Raw genomic sequence first — 18,740 nt, forward strand, 5'->3', positions numbered from 1 at the left:
GTAATCCATTCAATCCTAAAATCCTGGTTCAGACAATACCCGCTGAGATCTTCGCTCATCAGGATAATCATACTAATCATAAGAATCACAGTTCAGACAATATCCGCTGAGATCTTCGCTCATCAGGATAATCATACTAATCATAAAAATCACAGTTCAGATAATTTTCCTGCGCGGAACAAACCCCGGCATCAATAGCAGCAAGAAACCTCCCAAACAATAAGTAAATGCCGTTCCTTCCGCATGATTATACCGGTTACCTACAATATTTATCGCAAGCATTATCCGCGGATATACATAAGGATAATAAAGACCATACCCCAGCATATTGACTACCGAACCCGCCGCCAATAGGCCCAGTCCAATAAAAACAGGGACGATGAAATTCCGGAGATGAATGCTCAGCCAATATTGCAGGGTACTTAATGCCAATGCACCAATATAGATCCTGAGGAAGTGCGTGAGCAGTAGCTGCCAGTGAATGTTTTGCCAATACAAAGGAAAAGCTGCATCCATGGCATGTAGCAGGAAGCCTTCTGTAAGACTGGATATAAAGGAGCAAATAAAATACAGCAGCAGATAATATTGTACCACAATAAATTTAGAAAAGTAAATATCCGCATGCGACCGGGGCTGGCTGTACACCTGCTTCCAGGTGTTATTCCGTATTTCTATGGAAGCTATTGTGGCGCTCAGTAAAATACAGAAAACAGGTAAGGTAACGGTGGCTGCATTATCAAGATTTATCATAAATATCAGATCCCATGGATCTCTTTTCATCATTTGGATAAAGCGCTCCCGGTGTTCCATTAACATGAAATAATTTAGTGGAGGCAGCAACGCTGCTACCAGTATGGTTAACCAGATGACCACCGTTTTCCGGCATTTCAAAAATTCTGCGGAAGTATTTAATAAAAAAGATCGGTTCATGTTATTTTTTTAAATTCATCAGATGAAAATATCTGATAAGATAGTTGGGGAGGAATGAATTCAACCAAACAGGCGGATATATCCGTTAACAGGCAATAGTATAAGACCAGAGATTGGTTTGGCAAGAAAAGGAGTTGATAGAAATAATGCCCGCGTTTATTGAAATGGCAATGGACATGTTCCTGATATGATTACTTTTATAACATGGCAAAGAAACTGCTGATAGCAGGACATATTATTTTCTGGATGTTGGTAGCCGTATTTGCTGCGGTGGCACCCGGTTTTATACACGGTAAAATCAGCTTTCTTCCGTGGTGGTTTACTGTTTTTGCTTTATACGTGGGTAATTTTTATGTGAGCCTGCTCATTATTTTTCCCCGCTGGATGAAGAACAGAAAGGTATGGCCCTTGTTGCTTAGCTGGTTAGGCCTGATGATGGTAGACACGCCTTTGATCATTTTTATCAATTACCTGTTTGGCACATATCCTGGTGGCAGCCTGGGATTCAAATTAGTGAAGTTCTTTTTCCATAGTGGCTGGGTTCTCAGTATGGTATTGCCAGTGAGTGTGGCTTACCAGTTTGCGCTCGACTGGTTCCGCAACGACCGGGTTAAACGGCACCTGGAAAATCAGCAACTGAAAACAGAACTGGCATTTCTGAAATCGCAGATCAATCCGCACTTCTTCTTTAATACACTCAACAGTATTTATGTGCTGGCTTATCAGCAATCTCCCAAAACAGCCGATGCTGTGATGCGGCTATCAGATATGATGCAATATATGCTGTATGAAAGTAACAGTGAGCAGGTGCCACTATCAAAAGAAGTAGCCTACATCGAACAACTGATTGCCTTGCAGCATTTAAGAATGTCGAACCCAAACGCATTGCAGTTATCCGTGGAAGGAGATATTTCCCGGACTAACATCTCCCCGTTATTACTCATTCCTTTTGTGGAAAATATTTTCAAACATGCGGTGCTTAATGAAGAAGGAGAACCAGTGATCATGCAGCTGAAAATGGAGCAACAGCAATTATCTTTTTATTGCAGGAACAAGATCAACCGGGAACATAAAGACAGTGCCGGCGGGATAGGACTGGCAAATGTAAAAAGAAGACTGGGATTATTATATCCCGATAAGCACACTTTAGCAATAACAACAGATGATACTTACTATGCCATAAAATTAATGTTAATACCTAACTGATATGCATGTTTTAAAATGTATGATTGTTGATGATGAACCGCTACCACTGGAGTTATTAACAGATTATATAAAAAAAACGCCCTTCCTGGAACTGGTAGCTACCCATAAGAATCCGCTGGAAGCATTGAATACAGTGCAGCAACAAAATATCGACCTGGTTTTTTTAGATATTCAGATGCCGGAACTGAGTGGTATCCAGTTTATTCAACTGGCCGGAGAACAATGCAAAGTGATTTTCACTACCGCTTACCGCGACTTTGCACTGGATGGTTACGACCTCAACGTAGTGGATTATTTGCTGAAACCTATTTCTTTTGAGCGCTTCTTAAAAGCGGCGACCAAAGCATTACATACCATTTATCCGGTTGCTGTTGCCGCCCCGGAACAGCAACCAGTGCCCGCTGCTGCAGCAGCACAGGTATTGTTCGTGAAATCAGATTATAAGCTGGTGAAAATATCAATACCGGATATTTTATATATCGAAGGGCGCAAAGAATACATTGCTATTCATACCACCACAGGCAAAATAATTACCCTGCAAAATGTAAAGAAAATGGAAGAGGTATTGCCGGCAGCAGATTTTGCACGGGTGCACCGGTCCTTTATTGTAGCCATTAACAGGATTGAAGCGATTGAGCGCAATACCATCCGCATCAAAAATGAAATGATACCCATTGGCGAAATGTATAAAGAAGCATTTTTGAAATTAATCAATAGCAACAATTTATTGTAGCGATAAAAGGATAACTATTGGTATAAACAATTGATCGGTTAGTTGAATAACTATTTTATTGCAGGATATTATCTCCAGTTTTATACCGGAATAAATAATATCTCATGTCTACGCCTATCGTTCAGATTGAACATTTATCCTATCATTTCGGGCAGCAACTGGTGCTGGATGATATTACGCTGGAAATTCCCGGTGGCAGCATTTACGGCTTCTTAGGTCCTAATGGCGCCGGTAAAACAACCACACTCCGGCTGCTCCTGGGCTTACTTAGAAAAAGGAATGCCTGCATTCGTTTATTCGGAGCAGATATTGCCACTAACAGGATCGCTATCCTTAAAAGAGTGGGATCGCTGATAGAGCAGCCATCCCTGTACCTGCAACTCACAGGGCGCGAGAACCTGGAAGTATTCCGGCGCAGCTATCAATGTCCGAAGCAACGCATTAATGAGGTGCTGGAAATGGTTGATTTGCTGGATGCAGGCAATAAAAAGGCCGGGTCTTATTCATTGGGAATGAAACAAAGACTGGCCATTGCCGTTGCGCTGTTGCATGATCCGGAATTATTGGTGCTGGATGAGCCTACCAACGGACTGGATCCTAATGGCATCATTGCCACCCGTGCATTGATTCACCACCTGAACACTGCACATGGCAAAACCATCCTCATTTCCAGCCATCTGCTGAGTGAAGTGGAGAAGATGGCCACCCATGTGGGTATCATCCATAAAGGGCGACTACTGTTTAATGGTACATTGTCCGCACTGCAACAATTAAAATCCAATCATGCCCGTATTGAAATTGAAGTAAACGACCCCGATAAAGCAATGCTGTTACTAAAAGATGATTTTGAGCCACTGTATGCCAACGGAAAAATATCAGTGGCATTTGAAAGTCAGCAACGCACCGCGCAGTTGAATGCCTTGCTGCATCAGCAAGGTATTGAAGTGTATAAGATTTTTGTGATAAAAGATGACCTGGAAAATCTTTTTGTTAAGATTATAAATAACTAGCTGATTTTTCCTGCTTTAGTATACTTTCCCGCTGCTTTGGTCTAAAAAATAGGGGAATATGTAGCTGGTTGCTTATTTTTATACTATCAGCACCAAATCACACTAACAGCAATGAATGATGCTCCTATAGACACGCTGCAGGATATTTATAAAAATCCTTTTCTGAATTTTTTGCTGAAGCCCCGGATGCGGATCTATCGGCATTTATGCTATTTTTTTGTGCTATTGATCATTCTGTTTCCCGGTAAAACAGGATTGACACCGTTTGGGACAATATTACTGAAAACAGCCGTCTTCTCTTTATTGGTGATGATTCCTTACATAAACATTTATTACCTGGTGCCACAATTTTTATTCAGGCAGAAATACCTTTTGTATATACTGTGGGTACTGGTGGTTATTATAGGTTGTTTTTGTATCGTACTTCTTTTAAAGCCCATCCTGGCGCAATACCGGCTGGTGCCCGATAAAAATGACAGTACTGCTATGGACATACTTTCTTTCGGTATTATTACCAGCATCTTCATTGCTGCTTCTACAGCGGTAAAGATCTTCCAGCGCTGGGTATTGGACAGTCACAGGATCAACCAGCTGGAAAACGCACGACTCAGTGCTGAATTGGATGAGCTGAAAAGCCAGATCAATCCGCACTTCCTGTTCAATATGCTCAACAACGCGCATGTGCTTACACAGCGGGATCCGGTGAAGGCATCACAGATCCTGCTCAAACTATCAGACCTGCTGCGTTACCAGCTATACGATAGTAACAGAAGCCAGGTGCTGCTGAGTGCCGACATCCATTTTTTGAATGATTTCCTGAACCTGGAAAAGATACGTCGTGATTATTTTGACTTTACAATTTCCTATGATGCTACCAACAGCGACTTGCTGATACCACCATTCCTGTTCATCACTTTTGTAGAAAATGCGGTGAAACACAGTGTTGATTCCATCAAAAAATCGTATGTTCAGTTGGATTTTGAGCGGCAACGGGATAAGCTGATCTTTACCTGTATTAATTCGAAACCCGCTGCTGCACCCGAGCTGATGAAAAAGTATGGCAGACTGGGATTAGCCAATGTGAAACGCAGATTGGATTTGCAGTATCCGCATCGGCATACATTACAGATAGATGATCACAGCGATCATTACAGCATCACTTTAACCATACCCGTATGAACTGCATTATTGTAGATGATGAACCCCTGGCACGGGAAGGCATAGAATTGCTGGTGGCAGCCAATCCGCGGCTGAATCTGAAAGGTTGTTTTAATAATGCGGGGTCTGCTGCGGAATTTTTATCGCTGAATAAAGTGGACCTTGTTTTTTTAGATATTGAAATGCCGGGTATGAACGGACTTGATTTTGCAAAGTCTATTTCTCCGCAAACCCTGGTCATATTTACTACTGCTTATGCTGAATATGCGCTCAACAGCTACGAAGTAGATGCCATCGATTACCTCGTAAAACCCGTTCACCAGCAGCGGTTTGAAAAAGCTGTGAACAAAGCCCTGGTGTACCAGGGATTACTGGACGTACAGCATACCAGCAACAGTACTGCCTCTGTAGCGTCTGATTCTATGTATGTAAAAGCAGACCGTAAATTCTTTCATGTACTGTTTAAAGATATTTTATTTATTGAGGGGCTGAAAGACTATGTAGTGCTGCAGGTACAGGATAAGAAAATAATCACTGCCATGAATATCAAAACTATTTATGATCAGTTGCCATCGCATTTATTTGTGCGGGTAAGTAAATCATATATCATCAATGTAGGCAGTATCACCACTTTCGATAATAATACTATTTATATTAACCAGCATGAGATTTCCATCGGTAATAATTACCGTGCTTATTTTTTTGATGAATTTGTAAAGAAGAAATTATTAAGCAGATAGTTCAAAAGAAAATATCCATCTCCAGTCCTGAATAATAATTAGTGGGTTTATGTGGTGAAAGCACAGCGCAATAGGTGAACTTTAATGGAAGGAAGTATTGCGCCGGTATGCGCAGCCATACAGGCATATTGTAATAGTTCAGGTTAATTAATGATGCCAGCTGAAAACCTATTGCCGGTACAAATACAAAGCTGGCTCTTTTATCAATGAATTGTATCCCTGCTTCTGTATAGTTATACAACCCGATAAATTTTTTATCTGTTACCCAAAGGTCGAAGTTACTTCTGACGCCTGCCCGTACCTGCTGTGTGAGCGGAAGGTCCCGGATACCTTTCTCCGGGCCTGTTTTAGAAAGACTGTAGCTCACCGTATAACCAAGCCAGTAATCGAAAGTACCTTTTTTACCGCCTTTACTGTTGTAGGAATAATTGTTGCTGAAATTACCGATATTAAATCTGAAATCTACTCCCTTGAAATATGCATTGGTAAAGCCATTGCCGTAAGTGCCTATCACCAGCGAATTAGCTACGCGGCTGCGTACAAAGTTGCGGTATGCCAGGGGTTGATTGGCTTTTCGCATGGCAGGGGTAATCTGCTGCTGATCAGCAAATAAAGTAGACAGATCAGAATTGTAAGGTATCGGAACAAGTGCCAGGCTGGGAATATTACTGATCAGGAAATTTGCCTGTTGCTTCTTGTCATCCGGAATGGTATTGATAAACGGGGTATAACGTGTATCTGTATACGATTTGTGGAAAGCCTGCCAGATATCGTCCAGCGATAAGTGTACCGCTTCTATGACCCTTTCTGATTCCTGGGTGTAGGTGGTATATTGTACATTTTGCAGTGATGATTGTCTTGCCCAGCTACTATGGTCGTTGTTAAATTCTCCATCGCCGTAGGCATGCCAGATCTCTGCTTTTTTATTCACCACCACACAACCGTTTTTGCAGTAGAAGTCGTGCAGCGCTTTATTATTGGTGATGGACGCCAGTATTGTTCTGTTTACCACCAGGTGCCCGGCGGCAAAAGCATCTTCCAGAAAATGATCCGCAAATCCATTAAAAAGAAAAGCATAGAACAATAATTTTTTAGCTTCTGCGGGATGTGTTGCTGCCAAACCACCGCTTTGCTCCGCTAAGTCAATGGCCAGCGTATGCAATGTTACATACATATTGATGGCATTGGTCTTGCCCAGTTTCTTAAACACTTCCGCTACCAGCGATGGTGTTTCACATTGTTTAACGATGCTTTTATCAAACAAACGCAGTTGTTCCTGGAATGTTTTTTTATACTCATAAAAATGAGAGATATTAAAGGCTGCCTGCAGGGCGTAATTAAAATCCAGCTTGGTTAGTTTACTATCAGGCGCCGCCGGATTTCCGGTGGCGATATACAGGTTATGTAAAGCGATAATACGTTGAATAACGGAATTCCTGAATCGCAGCTGTTCCTCCAGCACTAAAGGATTACTTTCGTGGTCGCCACTAAGGCCATTTAAAACGCCATAAGAAATCAGGTGGCCGCCTTCGCAGGAGAGCTCCCGGAAATAATAATTCCCCTTAAGACTGTCACTTTCCATGTTCAGGTACTTAAGAAACAACGCTGCATAGGGACTGTTATGTATACCCAGTATAAATTTTTCAAAAGCTTTATCGCCTATTTCCTTATGCTCTCCATACTTGTACGCAAATAAATCAGTGGAAGAAAAGAGTAGTAAAAAGAAAAGGATCTTCTTCATAGTAACTAAGTTGTAAGGCTGTTTTGGGTCAATCCTCTAAATGTACGGGGATCCGGGTGTACAGGGAAGGATTTTATACGAAAGGGGGATGTTTTTATACCAATGGCCATAATCAAACAGGTTGGCGGGCAGTAAACTAATCCAGCTGAATGCTGTCTTTTGGGTGATAGGCTGTTTTATTTTCCTGCTATTATCAATAAATCTGTGGTTTTTGTTCCATCCTGCGATGGATAATCCTTACGCTGTACATCTATAATTTTAAAACCATTTTCTTTGAGGGCACGCGTCAAATAATCTGCCTGATGGTAATTGATGTACATTTGGTCACCGGCAGCTGATCTTTTGAATCCTGATTTGCTATAATCATCCTCCATTGTGCTTAAATAAAGTACACCATTTGATTTTAATAATCCGGCGGCATCACTTATTAGTTTTACAGATTCTTCTTTTGACAGATACGGTAAACAAAAACCGCACATTATCGCATCATATTTTTTATCAATCTTACCAATATCTCTACAATCCATCAACTGAAATTCAGCTGTGGGATTATTAATTTTAGCAAGGCCGATCATATTGGGTGATAGATCAATTCCCAGGATTTTAAAGTCAGGCCGCTTTTTCAGTAGATATTTAGTGATATTACCTGGTCCACAAGCTATCTCCAGAATATGGGCATTCTCTTTTACAATGTTGTTGCAAAACAAATCGAACGTATCATTGTATAAATCTATATCCATAAATTTATCCTGATATTCGTTCGCACATTTATTGAATATACTTATTGCAGTTTTGTTTTTATCCATATGCGGGTATTTTTCAAATGCTGACCAAGGTTTCAGGAAGTCACTGATAGGGCCGGTAACCCGGTTGATGATCTTGCCCCGTGATCATAATATTTAGCTGTTAGCCTGCCGAAAGGCTAACAGCTAACAGCTTTTTTTAACTTCTATCTACCAGTTTATAATGTGATTCGTTGTACCGGTCGCCGGTATCAGGGAAGGCTTGCAATAGTGCTTCAAGGCTTTGCAGGTCTGCCGCATTCAGGGTTACCTCTACGGAGCCTGCGTTATCCAGTAAATATTTTCTTCTTTTGGTGCCCGGAATAGGGATGATGTATTCGCCCTGTGCCAATACCCACGCCAGTGCTAATTGAGCAGGGGTGCAGTTTTTGGAAGCAGCCATATCAGCAAAGCCGGTTATCAGCTGTTTGTTGTTTTCGGCATGTTCTTCCTGGTAACGGGGCAGCGATTTACGGAAATCGTTGTCGCCAAGGTGTGCAATGTCCACTGTATTGGTCACCAGGCCTCTTGCCAGCGGGCTAAATGGTACGAATGAAATGCCCAGTTCCTGGCAGGCAGGTAATATATCTTTCTCTACATCCCGTGTTAACAAAGAGTATTCGCTCTGTAAGGCACTGATGGGATGTATTGCGTGTGCTTTGCGTAAGGTGTTAGCGGATGCTTCGGACAGGCCGAGGTAGCGTACTTTGCCTTCTTTCACTAAATCAGCCATAGCGCCAACCATCTCTTCCACGGGTACGTTAGGATCTATGCGATGTGCGTAATATAAATCGATCACATCAGTTTGTAATCTTTTTAAACTGGCTTCCACGGCCTTTTTCATGTAAGCAGGGGAGCCATCAAAGGCAACACCTTTTTCCGCCGGATTGCTTACAAATCCAAATTTAGTGGCAATGAAAATCTTGCTGCGGTTGGGTTTCAGTACTTTGGCTACCAATTCTTCGTTTTTGCCGTTGGCGTATATGTCGGCGGTATCCCAGAAATTGATGCCTATCTCCAGTGCTTTTTCCAGTGTGGCTATTGATTCTACATCATCCGGCTCGCCATATGCATGACTCATGCCCATACAGCCCAATCCTATGGCTGATAACTGTACACCTGTTTTTCCTAATGTTCTGTATTTCATATAGCAGCTTATTTTTGAATGGTAAAGTTTGATCTGACAAAGGTAGCGCGGGGAAGTGATGGTCACTTGTGAAAATAACAGCAATAATTGTGCATGTCAAAGATTATTAAAGTTAAGCATTATTCCTGCTCCTGTACAATTATTCAGTAATTTTACCTGCTGAAATCAGCTTATTGTATGGATAATAAACAAGCCATTATTACAGATCATTTCACCACTACCATCACCGACTGGTATTGTGATGATATCAGGCTGACCCATACCCTCACCAACTACACCAGGCCTGATCAGCTGACAGCCAGTAATCTAACGGATGTGGTGCGGCTGCATTTCGGATTGAAAGGAGATTATAGGTTTACCTACCGGCAGCTGGACCGGTCGTTTGATTTGATCGGCGGGCACCACAATATCATGTACTCCAACGGTTTTGATATTGTGGTAGATAATAAAACACCGGAGATTGAAACATTTGGTATTCAGTTTCCCAAAGCACTGTTCATCGGGTTTACAAAAGATGGTAACGATTATATGAAACGTTTTTGTGAAGATGTGATGAATGGGAAAAGTGTATTGCTTTCTGAAAACTGGGGACCTATAGATGTTTCCATACAACAGGTGATCAGCCAGATCCTGCATTGCAGGTATAATGATCATCTCAAAAAATTATTCTTATTATCAAAAAGTATCGAACTGCTGGTGTTATCTGTGGAAGCCTATAATTATGCGGCTGACAAGAAGGATATCTTTATAAAAAATAAAACTGATAAAGAGAAGATAATAGCCGTGAGAGATTTAATCAACGGGCGTTTGGATAACCCACCCGGCCTGAGTGAAATAGTACAACTGGTAGGGCTAAACGAATACAAACTAAAGCGTGGCTTTAAGGAAACGTTCCAGACCACCGTCTTTGAATATCTTACCGGGCAGCGGCTGCAGCTGGCTACCCATTATTTGCAGGATACCCGCAAAACCTCGGCAGAAATAGCCTATGAGCTGGGATATTCTACCCCACAGCACTTTAATAATGCCTACAAGAAAAAATTTGGCATCACACCTAATTCTGTTAGAATTAATCCGTAATGTGCAATCGGCATAAAAGCCGGCTGCTTAATATTGTAATCTGTTAAAACAACAATATTATGGATAAACAACTGAAATTAGCGGAATCAATCGGGATCAATGCCCCAGCCTCAAAAGTATGGACCGCTTTAACTGACAAAGCACTCATTAAACAATACTTTTTTGGAACAGATGTAAATACCGATTGGAAAAAGGGAAGCCCTATTACTTTTTCCGGCGAATGGGAAGGAAATACCTATGTGGAGAAAGGGGAAATCCTTGACATAGAAAAGGAAAAATTATTATCATTCAGCTATCTGAGTTCCGGTACGGAAGATCTTCCGCAGAATTATGCCACTATTGTTTATCATCTCGATAACCACAACGGGGAGACCAACCTCACCGTTACGCAGGTGAATTTCAAAAATCAGGAGGCATATGATCATTCTGTTGAGAACTGGAAAAATGTGCTGGCCGGACTGAAAAAAATAGTGGAAGCAAATTAATTGCTGCTGATAGCAGGTATTGATGGAGCAGGAATGGCCGGGCGGCATTTCCTGCTCCATTTTTTATTTATATAACTCCAGGCCTAAACAAAAAAATCAATTATCCTTAACAATCCCATTTCTTTTTTGTTCTTATGATTTGACAAGTCCTACCGTAACAATCTTTTGGCCATAAAAGCAATATATATGAAACCCTTATTTGCGCTCATTATCGTATTATTTGTTTGCTTAACATCGTTTGCCCAGAAGCCCCGTATTATCATACTGGCTACTGGCGGTACCATTGCAGGAGAGGGTGCTTCAGCCGACAGGGCAGCTTATACCGCCGGGAAAGTGCCCATTAAATCGCTGCTGGCTGCGGTGCCAGGTATTGAAAAAATTGCTGATATCACGGGAGAACAAATTGCCAATGTGGGCAGTCAGGATATGACGATAGAGATCTGGATGAAGCTGAACAAAAGGATCAACGAAATATTTACCAATAACGAAGCAGAAGGTATTGTGATTACACATGGTACGGATACACAGGAAGAAACCGCTTATTTTCTGAACCTCACCGTACGTCATGATAAGCCGGTAGTCCTCACGGGTTCTATGCGTCCTTCTACTGCTATCAGTGCTGATGGCCCCAAAAATTTATATGATGCCGTAACGGTGGCTGCTTCTCCCAAATCCAATGGCCGCGGGGTGTTGGTGGTGTTTAATGAAAGTATTTTTGATGGCCGGGATGTGGTAAAAGGAAATACCACCAAGGTAGATGCTTTTAGTTCTCCTAACCTGGGGCCACTTGGACAGGTATATGACGGTAAAGTAATCTACTATTTAAACGCTGTTCGTGCTGCTAATAAAGCTACCCCGTTTGATATTAAAGGATTAACAACACTGCCTAAAGTTGGTATTGCTTATATGGATGCAGATGCTGATGGAGGTGTTGTTGCGCATTTTGTGAAAGAAGGTTACAAAGGTATTATCATAGCGGGTGTTGGGAATGGTAATTTTAATAAAGCCTTTTACGATGCTATTGATGCTGCCGTTAAAAAAGGAGTGATAGTGGTGAGATCTTCTCATGTAGGCTCCGGCAGGGTTACGCTTTATGATGAAGTGGATGACAAAACATTAGGCACCCTTGTGAGTGATGATCTTAATCCGCAGAAAGCAAGGCTATTATTAATGCTCGGGCTTACGCAAACCAGCAATAAAGACATTTTGCAGAGTTACTTCTTCAAGTATTAACCGATCAAAAATAAGTTATGTCACTGTCTTATATAAAAACTACCGTTGCAGAGCAGCTTGCGTTGCAGAAACTGAGCCCTTTTGAATTAAAAAATACGCTGATATCGCTGGCGCAGCACAAAGCAGAAAAAAGCACAGAAATAATGCTGAATGCGGGACGTGGCAATCCCAACTGGGTGGCTACAGTACCCAGAGAAGCATTTTTTTTACTGGGGCAGTTTGGCATTGCAGAATGCCGCAGGAACATGGCGGAAAATAATGGCTTTGCCGGCGTACCGGAAAAGAGCGGGATAGCAGAACGGTTTAAAAGTTTTTTAGCGCTGCATAAAAATGTATCCGGTGCGGCTTTGTTGCAGGAAGCCTATTTATATGGTTTGCAGCAGCATGATTTTGTAGAAGATGAATGGGTATTTGAATTAGCGGAAAGTGTGATCGGGAATGAGTATCCGGTACCGGGACGTATGTTGTCGCACATGGAGGCCATTGTACATGATTACATTGTACAGGAAATGTGTGGCGATAAATCAGTCAAAGGTAAATTTGATTTGTTTGCGGTGGAAGGCGGCACAGCGGCTATGTGCTATATTTTTGATTCGCTGATGCAGAATAAGCTGCTCACGCATGGCTGCAGAATTGCATTGATGGTACCCACTTTTACACCATACCTGGAAATTCCTGAACTGGAACGTTACCAGTTTGAAGTGGTATACATCAACGCGGCGGGTGAAACCAAAGAAGGACGGCATAGCTGGCAATATCCGGATGAAGAACTGGAGAAATTGAAAGATCCGAAGATCAAAGTATTGTTTACGGTGAATCCCAGCAATCCACCGTCAAGGGCGATACAGCCTTCTACTATGACTAAGCTGGCAGACATTGTGAAGCGGGATAACCCTCACCTCATGATTGTAACGGACGACGTTTACGGCACTTTTGTAAACGGATTTCATTCTCTGTTATCAGCCATCCCGTTCAATACTATTTGTGTGTATTCGTTCTCTAAATATTTTGGATGTACCGGTTGGCGTTTAGGCGTGATCGCTATTCACCAGGAAAATATTTATGATCAGCTGATAGCAGCATTGCCAGCTACAGTCAAAAAGGAATTGGCGAAACGTTATAGCACCACTACGCTGCATCCTGAAAAATTGAAGTTCATCGACCGTATGGTAGCCGATAGCAGGCAGGTAGCGCTGAATCATACAGCAGGGTTGTCTTTGCCGCAACAAACACAAATGACTTTATTCAGTTTGTTTGCTTTGCTGGACAAAGAAAATAAATACAAGCATCTCACGCAGGAGCTGGTGCATAAACGCTTAAAGTTATTGTGGGATCAGTTAGAACTGGAGCAGGTAACAGATCCGTTAAACACCGGCTATTATTCAGAAATAGACATTGCGTCCTGGGCCAGTAAGGTTTATGGAGATGACTTTACCCGGTGGCTGAAAAAGAAAATGCAGCCCACTGATATTCTTTTCCGGCTGGCAGAAAAAACAGCGGTGGTATTATTGAACGGTGGCGGCTTTGGTGGGCCGGAATGGTCTATCCGCGTATCACTGGCCAATCTGCCCACAGATACGTATACCCTGATAGGGCAAAGCATCACAGAGATCATGCGCGAATATGTAAGCGCATTTAAAGAAGAAGCTAAAAAACAATAATCAATTATTTCGTGATGATCAGATAATCAGCGGGTTGCTTCACAAGAGCAGTCCGTTGATGCTTTTGGGATTTGGATATTCGTTAATAAATCCTCAACTTGGTGACATGAATCCCTCCGCAAAAATTTTCCCAAAACCAGTCGTTCGGGCTATAGCCGGTGGCATGTTACTAATGGCTCTTTTTACATCGATGTGGGCTGGCATCACAACAGGCGGATTTGAGGGTCGTGATCACCACCTGGTACTGATTATATTTGCGGTCCCCTGCCTGATAATGATTGGTTATGGCAGCTATTTATTCGTCATTTCAAAACGTTTTCCTGATGTGGTTACAGCAGCTGATAAACAGAAAGGAAAACGAATAAGCAAGTGGTATGGGATCATTTTCGGTGCAGAAGGTGTTGCTATTCCAATAGTATTAATTCCACTCTACTTATCAGGCCAGGAAAGGTTTGCTATCCCTGCTGTCGCTTTAATTGTAGGCCTCCATTTTTATCCTATGGGAGTGATTTTTGAAAGGAAAATAGATTATTATGTGGCTACCTGGGCTTGTCTTTTTGCACTGGGCGGCATTATTATGACGCTGTTGCATACTATATCAGATGCCGGTGTATTAATTTTTGTGGGCCTGGGACTTGGCACTACTACTACATTTTACGGGATGTATTTGGTATATCTGGGCTATCATCTGGCAAGACCGGAGCATAACCCAACTTTGCCTTAATTATTTACTGGCATCATTATAGCCGCATAATTGTTATAAACTACCTTATATGAGCATACATTCGTCCATCAGCCGCATACTATTGTTGAGCGTATGCATATTGGCCGCAGTTAAATTATCTGCACAGCACTATATCCCTGCTGATGAGGGCTCAAAAGTGCAGTTCAAAATTGTGAATCATCTTATCTTCAGTACTACCGTTAACGGTTACTTTAAAGGGTTGAAAGGAGATATTAAATTTGATCCGAAGGATCTCAAATCTGCCGCTATTGAAGCCACTGTAGCTGTTAAAACAATCAGTACCGGTATTGATAAGCGGGATAAGGATTTGCAGGCGGAGAAATATTTTAATACAGATAAATATCCTGCTATACATATTTCTTCTACTTCCATCACTGCCACAGATAAGCCGGATACTTACCAACTATTGGGCAGCTTAACGATAAAAGGCATCACAAAAAAGATTGCCTTCCCGTTTACGGCTACTATGTCAAATGGGGGATGCCTTTTTAAGGCAACTTTCACGATCAATCGCAAGGACTTCCAGGTGGGACCTGATAATGCGATTGATGATAAGCTTACTGTGGTATTGGCCATTTTAGGACATAAGCAATAAGCAGGCAACAGACGACCGGCCCGTTGGTCATCCATCGCCCACTATTGGCTTTATTTACAATGGCTGTGTGAAATGATGTGCAGAGATCCGAAACCCCTGCCGGTGATACAGGCGGTGCGCAGGAAACAGCGCATGTCCTGAGTCGAGCTGTACAGAAGATAATCCTTCCGTTTTTGCAAGTGCCTTGATATGGTTCAGCAAGCTGGCTGCATATCCGCGACCCTGATAGTCTGGCAGGCAAGCCAGGTCATCTATATAAATTGTTTTACCGCTGAAGAGCTTTTGCATATGGCGGTAACCCGCGAAGGCTACCACTTTGGAAGGGTCTTCATCTGCGGTGATGTACACAATCCGGTAGTCTTCCTGCTGCATTTCTTTTATTTGCTGTAACAGTTGTTGTTGTTGCAAATGTGGTCGCAGGAAAAGTATTACCTCGCTGCAGGCCAGCAGCGACTTATCATCCAGGGCTGTTTGAACAGATGGCATATCTTTTAGTTTTAGTTTATTCTCCGGCCACCCGGTGTGTGGAAACACCAATCCGGTTCCAGGCGTTAATAATATTGATGGCCATGATCAGCTGTGCTGTACCATTTTTACCAAACTGCTGTATCGCTTTCTGATAGGTTTCTTCTGTTAAACCTTTCTGGTGGATGTACGTAATTTCTTCCGTCATTGCCAGTATGGTTCTTTCTTCTTCACTGAACTGTGGTGCTTCCCGCCATGCACTGAGCAGGTAGATGCGCTGTTCTGTTTCACCCATTTTGCGGGCTTCCTGTGTGTGCATATTGATGCAATAGGCGCAGCCATTCAGCTGTGAGGCTCTTATTTTGATCAGCTCTTTGTGCAATGGCGCTATACCGGTGGTTGATAAATATTTTTCCAATGCTAACATCGCTGAATAAGCACCCGGCTCCACGTCTTTCATTAAAAATCTTTCGGTCATCTTTATCGTTTTGTAACTGTTGAATGAATAATTATATCACAAAAGTAAGATTTGCTGGAGTATCTTAGTAGTCCACATAACAATTGATAAGTAGTCCAGATGTTACCGTATAAAACACTCATACAAGTTGATAAAGCGCTGAAGCTGCCTGTATATCAGCAAATTGCTAACCGGTTAATAGGATTGATCCAGGAAGGCGTTTTGAAGCCCGGTTTATTCCTGCCCGGTAGCCGGGTGCTGGCGGAGCAATTACAGCTGCACCGTAAAACGGTGATTGCTGCTTATGAAGAGCTGATCAGCCAGGACTGGATAGTGCCTATTGCGCGTAAAGGGGTGATGGTAGCCGCTAATTTACCGGTTATCAAGCCGAGATCATTCAGTGTGCTGGCCTCTCCTTATTCGAAGGGGCCAGCCTTTTCATATCCTGCCGTACCATCTTTGAATTTATTACCGCCAGGACCAGTTACCGCCACCAGCCTGGTGATCAATGATGGTTTCCCGGATGCGCGACTGGCGCCACTGAATGCCTGGGTAAGAGAATGCCGGTCTATCATTCAAAGTCCGCGCTACCATAAGATACTGATGTACGGCGATCCTACGGGCAGCGAAACATTGCGGAAGGAGATGGTGAAATACCTTACTGATACCCGTGGATTGAATATTGAAATGGACAATATCATGATTACCCGTGGCGCACAGATGGCTATTTATGTAGCTGCTGCCATGGTAATAAAGAAAGATGATTATGTGATCGTAGGCAGCCCCAATTATTTTTTTGCAGATATGTGTTTTGAGCAACTGGGCGCCAGGTTATTGCGTGTGCCGGTAGATGAGGATGGGATAGACGTAGATGCGGTGGAACAGTTATGTCGCACTAAGAAAATAAGGATGCTCTATATTATTACGCATCATCACCATCCTACCACCGTTACCCTGAGCGCTGCCCGCAGAATGAAGCTGTTGGCTATTATCCGTACCTACAAACTCGCCGTGATAGAGGATGATTACGATTATGATTTTCATTATAGCTCTGCGCCCATCGTTCCGCTGGCCAGTGCTGATCACGGCGGCAACGTTATTTATATAGGATCGTTTACCAAGTCGCTCGGACTATCCATACGTATTGGTTTTATGATTGCGCCGGCGGCATTTATTGCGGAAGCAGCTGCGTTGCGTCGTTTGATAGACTTGCGGGGCGATAACCTGTCGGAAGAAGCACTGGCTAATTTACTGGCTGATGGCACCATTGCACGGCATTTGAAAAAATCCAACAAGGTGTATTTAGAAAGGCGTGACCTGCTGTGTCACCTGTTACAAACACGACTGGGCGCTGCCGTACATTTTACGGTGCCTCCGGGTGGTATGGCTATCTGGCTTCACTTTTCCAAAAAATTCCCTTTGAAAATGATATCCGCTAAGGCTGCTGCATTGGGCCTGCGGATGAATACAGGGGAACAATACCGGTATGGTGCAGTATCACATAATGCTAATGCCTTGCGTTTTGGTTTTGCATCACTTAATAATAAAGAGATCGCCATGGTGGTAAACATCCTGGAGCGTATTATTAAAGGAAAAGATGGATTGTCGTGAAAAGGTAAATGATTGTCGTATAAAGGTAAGTAGTAAAGGTTGTGGGCAAGCTAATTTTACATAAAATATTAATCATCTAAAATTAGTTTTTATGCCTTTTATACAAGCCAATGATCAGACACGTCTTTTTTACACAGACTGGAAAGGTGGTAATCCCATTGTATTTGTACATTCCTGGGCGATGAACTCCGATATGTGGGAGTATCATATGCTTCACTTTCATGATAAAGGCATGCGTTGCATAGCCATGGATCGTCGTGGTCATGGTCGTTCAGACAGGCCGGGACATGGTTATCATTTAGACCAGCACGCAGATGATCTGGCGAGTTTACTGGAAGCGCTGGATCTTCACGAAGTAACGCTGGTAGCTCATTCTATGGGTGGTGCCGAAGTGGCCCGTTATTTTGAGAGATATGGCACTGCACGTATTGCACGGGTCGTATTTATTGCGGCAGCTATTCCGTTCCTTTTACAAACAGCGGACAACCCGGAGGGTATTGAACCGAAGATGCTGGAAGCTACCATCCATGCATTCCGTACAGATTTTCCAAAATGGCTGAATGATGGCGCCGATGCCTTTTATCTGCCGGATACTTTGGGTACTTCACCCGGCATTACACAATGGACCATTAATATGATGTTGCGAACTTCATTGAAAGCTGTAGTAGAGTGCAGCCGCGTGCTTACCAGCAGCGATCTGCGGGAGGGCTTGCGCAAGCTTACCATTCCAACCCTGATCATTCATGGCGATACGGATGCTTCCGTTCCTGTTAAATTTGGACGAATGGCAGCGGCACTTATTCCGGGTTGTATTTATAAAGAGTATGCAGGTGCTCCGCATGGAATATTTTTTACGCATATGGCGGAACTGCAAAAAGATATAGCGGAGTTTATAGCGGAATAAATGTCTGAACCAGGATTAAAGGATGATTGTCTGAACCAGGATTTTTAAGATTGAATG

The 18,740-nt window shown here is 42.6% G+C and carries 19 protein-coding genes; 13 read left to right on the top strand and 6 right to left on the bottom strand.

Annotated elements, in window-relative coordinates; genetic code table 11:
* Positions 1–156 precede the first annotated feature (156 nt).
* Positions 157–930, bottom strand: coding sequence for an ABC transporter permease (locus tag CLV51_RS12390; RefSeq protein ID WP_106528340.1), 774 nt, complete (start codon positions 928–930; stop codon positions 157–159).
* Positions 931–1,134: 204 nt separating this feature from the next.
* On the opposite strand from CLV51_RS12390, the gene CLV51_RS12395 reads away from it, so the two are divergent.
* From CLV51_RS12395 to CLV51_RS12415, 5 genes are all read left to right on the top strand, one after another.
* Positions 1,135–2,136 carry a sensor histidine kinase gene (locus CLV51_RS12395; protein WP_106528341.1) on the top strand — a complete coding sequence of 334 codons (1,002 nt, stop codon included), beginning with the start codon at positions 1,135–1,137 and terminating at the stop codon, positions 2,134–2,136.
* A gap of 1 nt (position 2,137) precedes the next feature.
* Entirely contained in the window at positions 2,138–2,869 is a 732-nt protein-coding gene (locus CLV51_RS12400; RefSeq protein WP_106528342.1) for a LytR/AlgR family response regulator transcription factor, read from the top strand.
* Positions 2,870–2,973: 104 nt separating this feature from the next.
* Complete coding sequence (locus CLV51_RS12405; RefSeq protein ID WP_106528343.1) at positions 2,974–3,879, top strand: ABC transporter ATP-binding protein; 906 nt, start codon at positions 2,974–2,976, stop codon at positions 3,877–3,879.
* Positions 3,880–3,990: 111 nt separating this feature from the next.
* Positions 3,991–5,058, top strand: coding sequence for a sensor histidine kinase (locus CLV51_RS12410; protein WP_106528344.1), 1,068 nt, complete (start codon positions 3,991–3,993; stop codon positions 5,056–5,058).
* A complete protein-coding gene (locus CLV51_RS12415) occupies positions 5,055–5,777 on the top strand; it encodes a LytR/AlgR family response regulator transcription factor (protein WP_106528345.1) in 723 nt (240 codons plus the stop codon). The genes CLV51_RS12410 and CLV51_RS12415 overlap by 4 nt, the downstream gene beginning before the upstream one ends.
* Before the next feature lies 1 nt (position 5,778).
* On the opposite strand, the gene CLV51_RS12420 is transcribed toward CLV51_RS12415, so the two are convergent.
* From CLV51_RS12420 to CLV51_RS12430, 3 genes are all read right to left on the bottom strand, one after another.
* The gene (locus CLV51_RS12420) at positions 5,779–7,518 is read right to left on the bottom strand and encodes a hypothetical protein (RefSeq protein ID WP_106528346.1); all 1,740 of its coding nucleotides are present in this window, start codon (positions 7,516–7,518) and stop codon (positions 5,779–5,781) included.
* 176 nt (positions 7,519–7,694) lie between these two features.
* A complete protein-coding gene (locus CLV51_RS12425) occupies positions 7,695–8,324 on the bottom strand; it encodes a class I SAM-dependent methyltransferase (protein ID WP_106528347.1) in 630 nt (209 codons plus the stop codon).
* A gap of 136 nt (positions 8,325–8,460) precedes the next feature.
* The gene (locus CLV51_RS12430; RefSeq protein ID WP_106528348.1) at positions 8,461–9,447 is read right to left on the bottom strand and encodes an aldo/keto reductase; all 987 of its coding nucleotides are present in this window, start codon (positions 9,445–9,447) and stop codon (positions 8,461–8,463) included.
* Between the two features lie 177 nt (positions 9,448–9,624).
* Between CLV51_RS12430 and CLV51_RS12435 the strand changes: the two genes are divergently transcribed.
* From CLV51_RS12435 to CLV51_RS12460, 6 genes are all read left to right on the top strand, one after another.
* On the top strand, positions 9,625–10,527 hold the full coding sequence (locus CLV51_RS12435) for a helix-turn-helix domain-containing protein (RefSeq protein WP_106528349.1): 903 nt from the start codon (positions 9,625–9,627) through the stop codon (positions 10,525–10,527).
* A gap of 59 nt (positions 10,528–10,586) precedes the next feature.
* On the top strand, positions 10,587–11,012 hold the full coding sequence (locus tag CLV51_RS12440) for an SRPBCC family protein (protein WP_106528350.1): 426 nt from the start codon (positions 10,587–10,589) through the stop codon (positions 11,010–11,012).
* A 186-nt stretch (positions 11,013–11,198) separates the two neighbouring features.
* Positions 11,199–12,245, top strand: a complete 1,047-nt coding sequence (locus CLV51_RS12445; RefSeq protein WP_106528351.1) for a type II asparaginase — start codon at positions 11,199–11,201, stop codon at positions 12,243–12,245.
* A 17-nt stretch (positions 12,246–12,262) separates the two neighbouring features.
* Positions 12,263–13,906 (top strand): aspartate 4-decarboxylase, encoded by a 1,644-nt coding sequence (gene aspD / locus CLV51_RS12450; protein WP_106528352.1) that lies wholly within the window; start codon positions 12,263–12,265, stop codon positions 13,904–13,906.
* 106 nt (positions 13,907–14,012) lie between these two features.
* Positions 14,013–14,630, top strand: a complete 618-nt coding sequence (locus CLV51_RS12455) for a hypothetical protein (RefSeq protein WP_146151273.1) — start codon at positions 14,013–14,015, stop codon at positions 14,628–14,630.
* A 49-nt stretch (positions 14,631–14,679) separates the two neighbouring features.
* The gene (locus CLV51_RS12460; protein WP_106528354.1) at positions 14,680–15,246 is read left to right on the top strand and encodes a YceI family protein; all 567 of its coding nucleotides are present in this window, start codon (positions 14,680–14,682) and stop codon (positions 15,244–15,246) included.
* Positions 15,247–15,300: 54 nt separating this feature from the next.
* On the opposite strand, the gene CLV51_RS12465 is transcribed toward CLV51_RS12460, so the two are convergent.
* Positions 15,301–15,732, bottom strand: a complete 432-nt coding sequence (locus CLV51_RS12465) for a GNAT family N-acetyltransferase (protein ID WP_106528355.1) — start codon at positions 15,730–15,732, stop codon at positions 15,301–15,303.
* Between the two features lie 16 nt (positions 15,733–15,748).
* Positions 15,749–16,189, bottom strand: a complete 441-nt coding sequence (locus CLV51_RS12470; RefSeq protein ID WP_106528356.1) for a carboxymuconolactone decarboxylase family protein — start codon at positions 16,187–16,189, stop codon at positions 15,749–15,751.
* A 99-nt stretch (positions 16,190–16,288) separates the two neighbouring features.
* On the opposite strand from CLV51_RS12470, the gene CLV51_RS12475 reads away from it, so the two are divergent.
* Together CLV51_RS12475 and CLV51_RS12480 are read left to right on the top strand one after the other, a co-directional pair.
* Positions 16,289–17,779 (top strand): aminotransferase-like domain-containing protein, encoded by a 1,491-nt coding sequence (locus CLV51_RS12475; protein WP_106528357.1) that lies wholly within the window; start codon positions 16,289–16,291, stop codon positions 17,777–17,779.
* A 91-nt stretch (positions 17,780–17,870) separates the two neighbouring features.
* Positions 17,871–18,683 carry an alpha/beta fold hydrolase gene (locus tag CLV51_RS12480; RefSeq protein ID WP_106528358.1) on the top strand — a complete coding sequence of 271 codons (813 nt, stop codon included), beginning with the start codon at positions 17,871–17,873 and terminating at the stop codon, positions 18,681–18,683.
* Positions 18,684–18,740 lie beyond the last annotated feature (57 nt).

Origin of the sequence: Chitinophaga niastensis, from assembly GCF_003014755.1 — a bacterium.
Classification (GTDB): Bacteria; Bacteroidota; Bacteroidia; order Chitinophagales; family Chitinophagaceae; genus Chitinophaga; species Chitinophaga niastensis.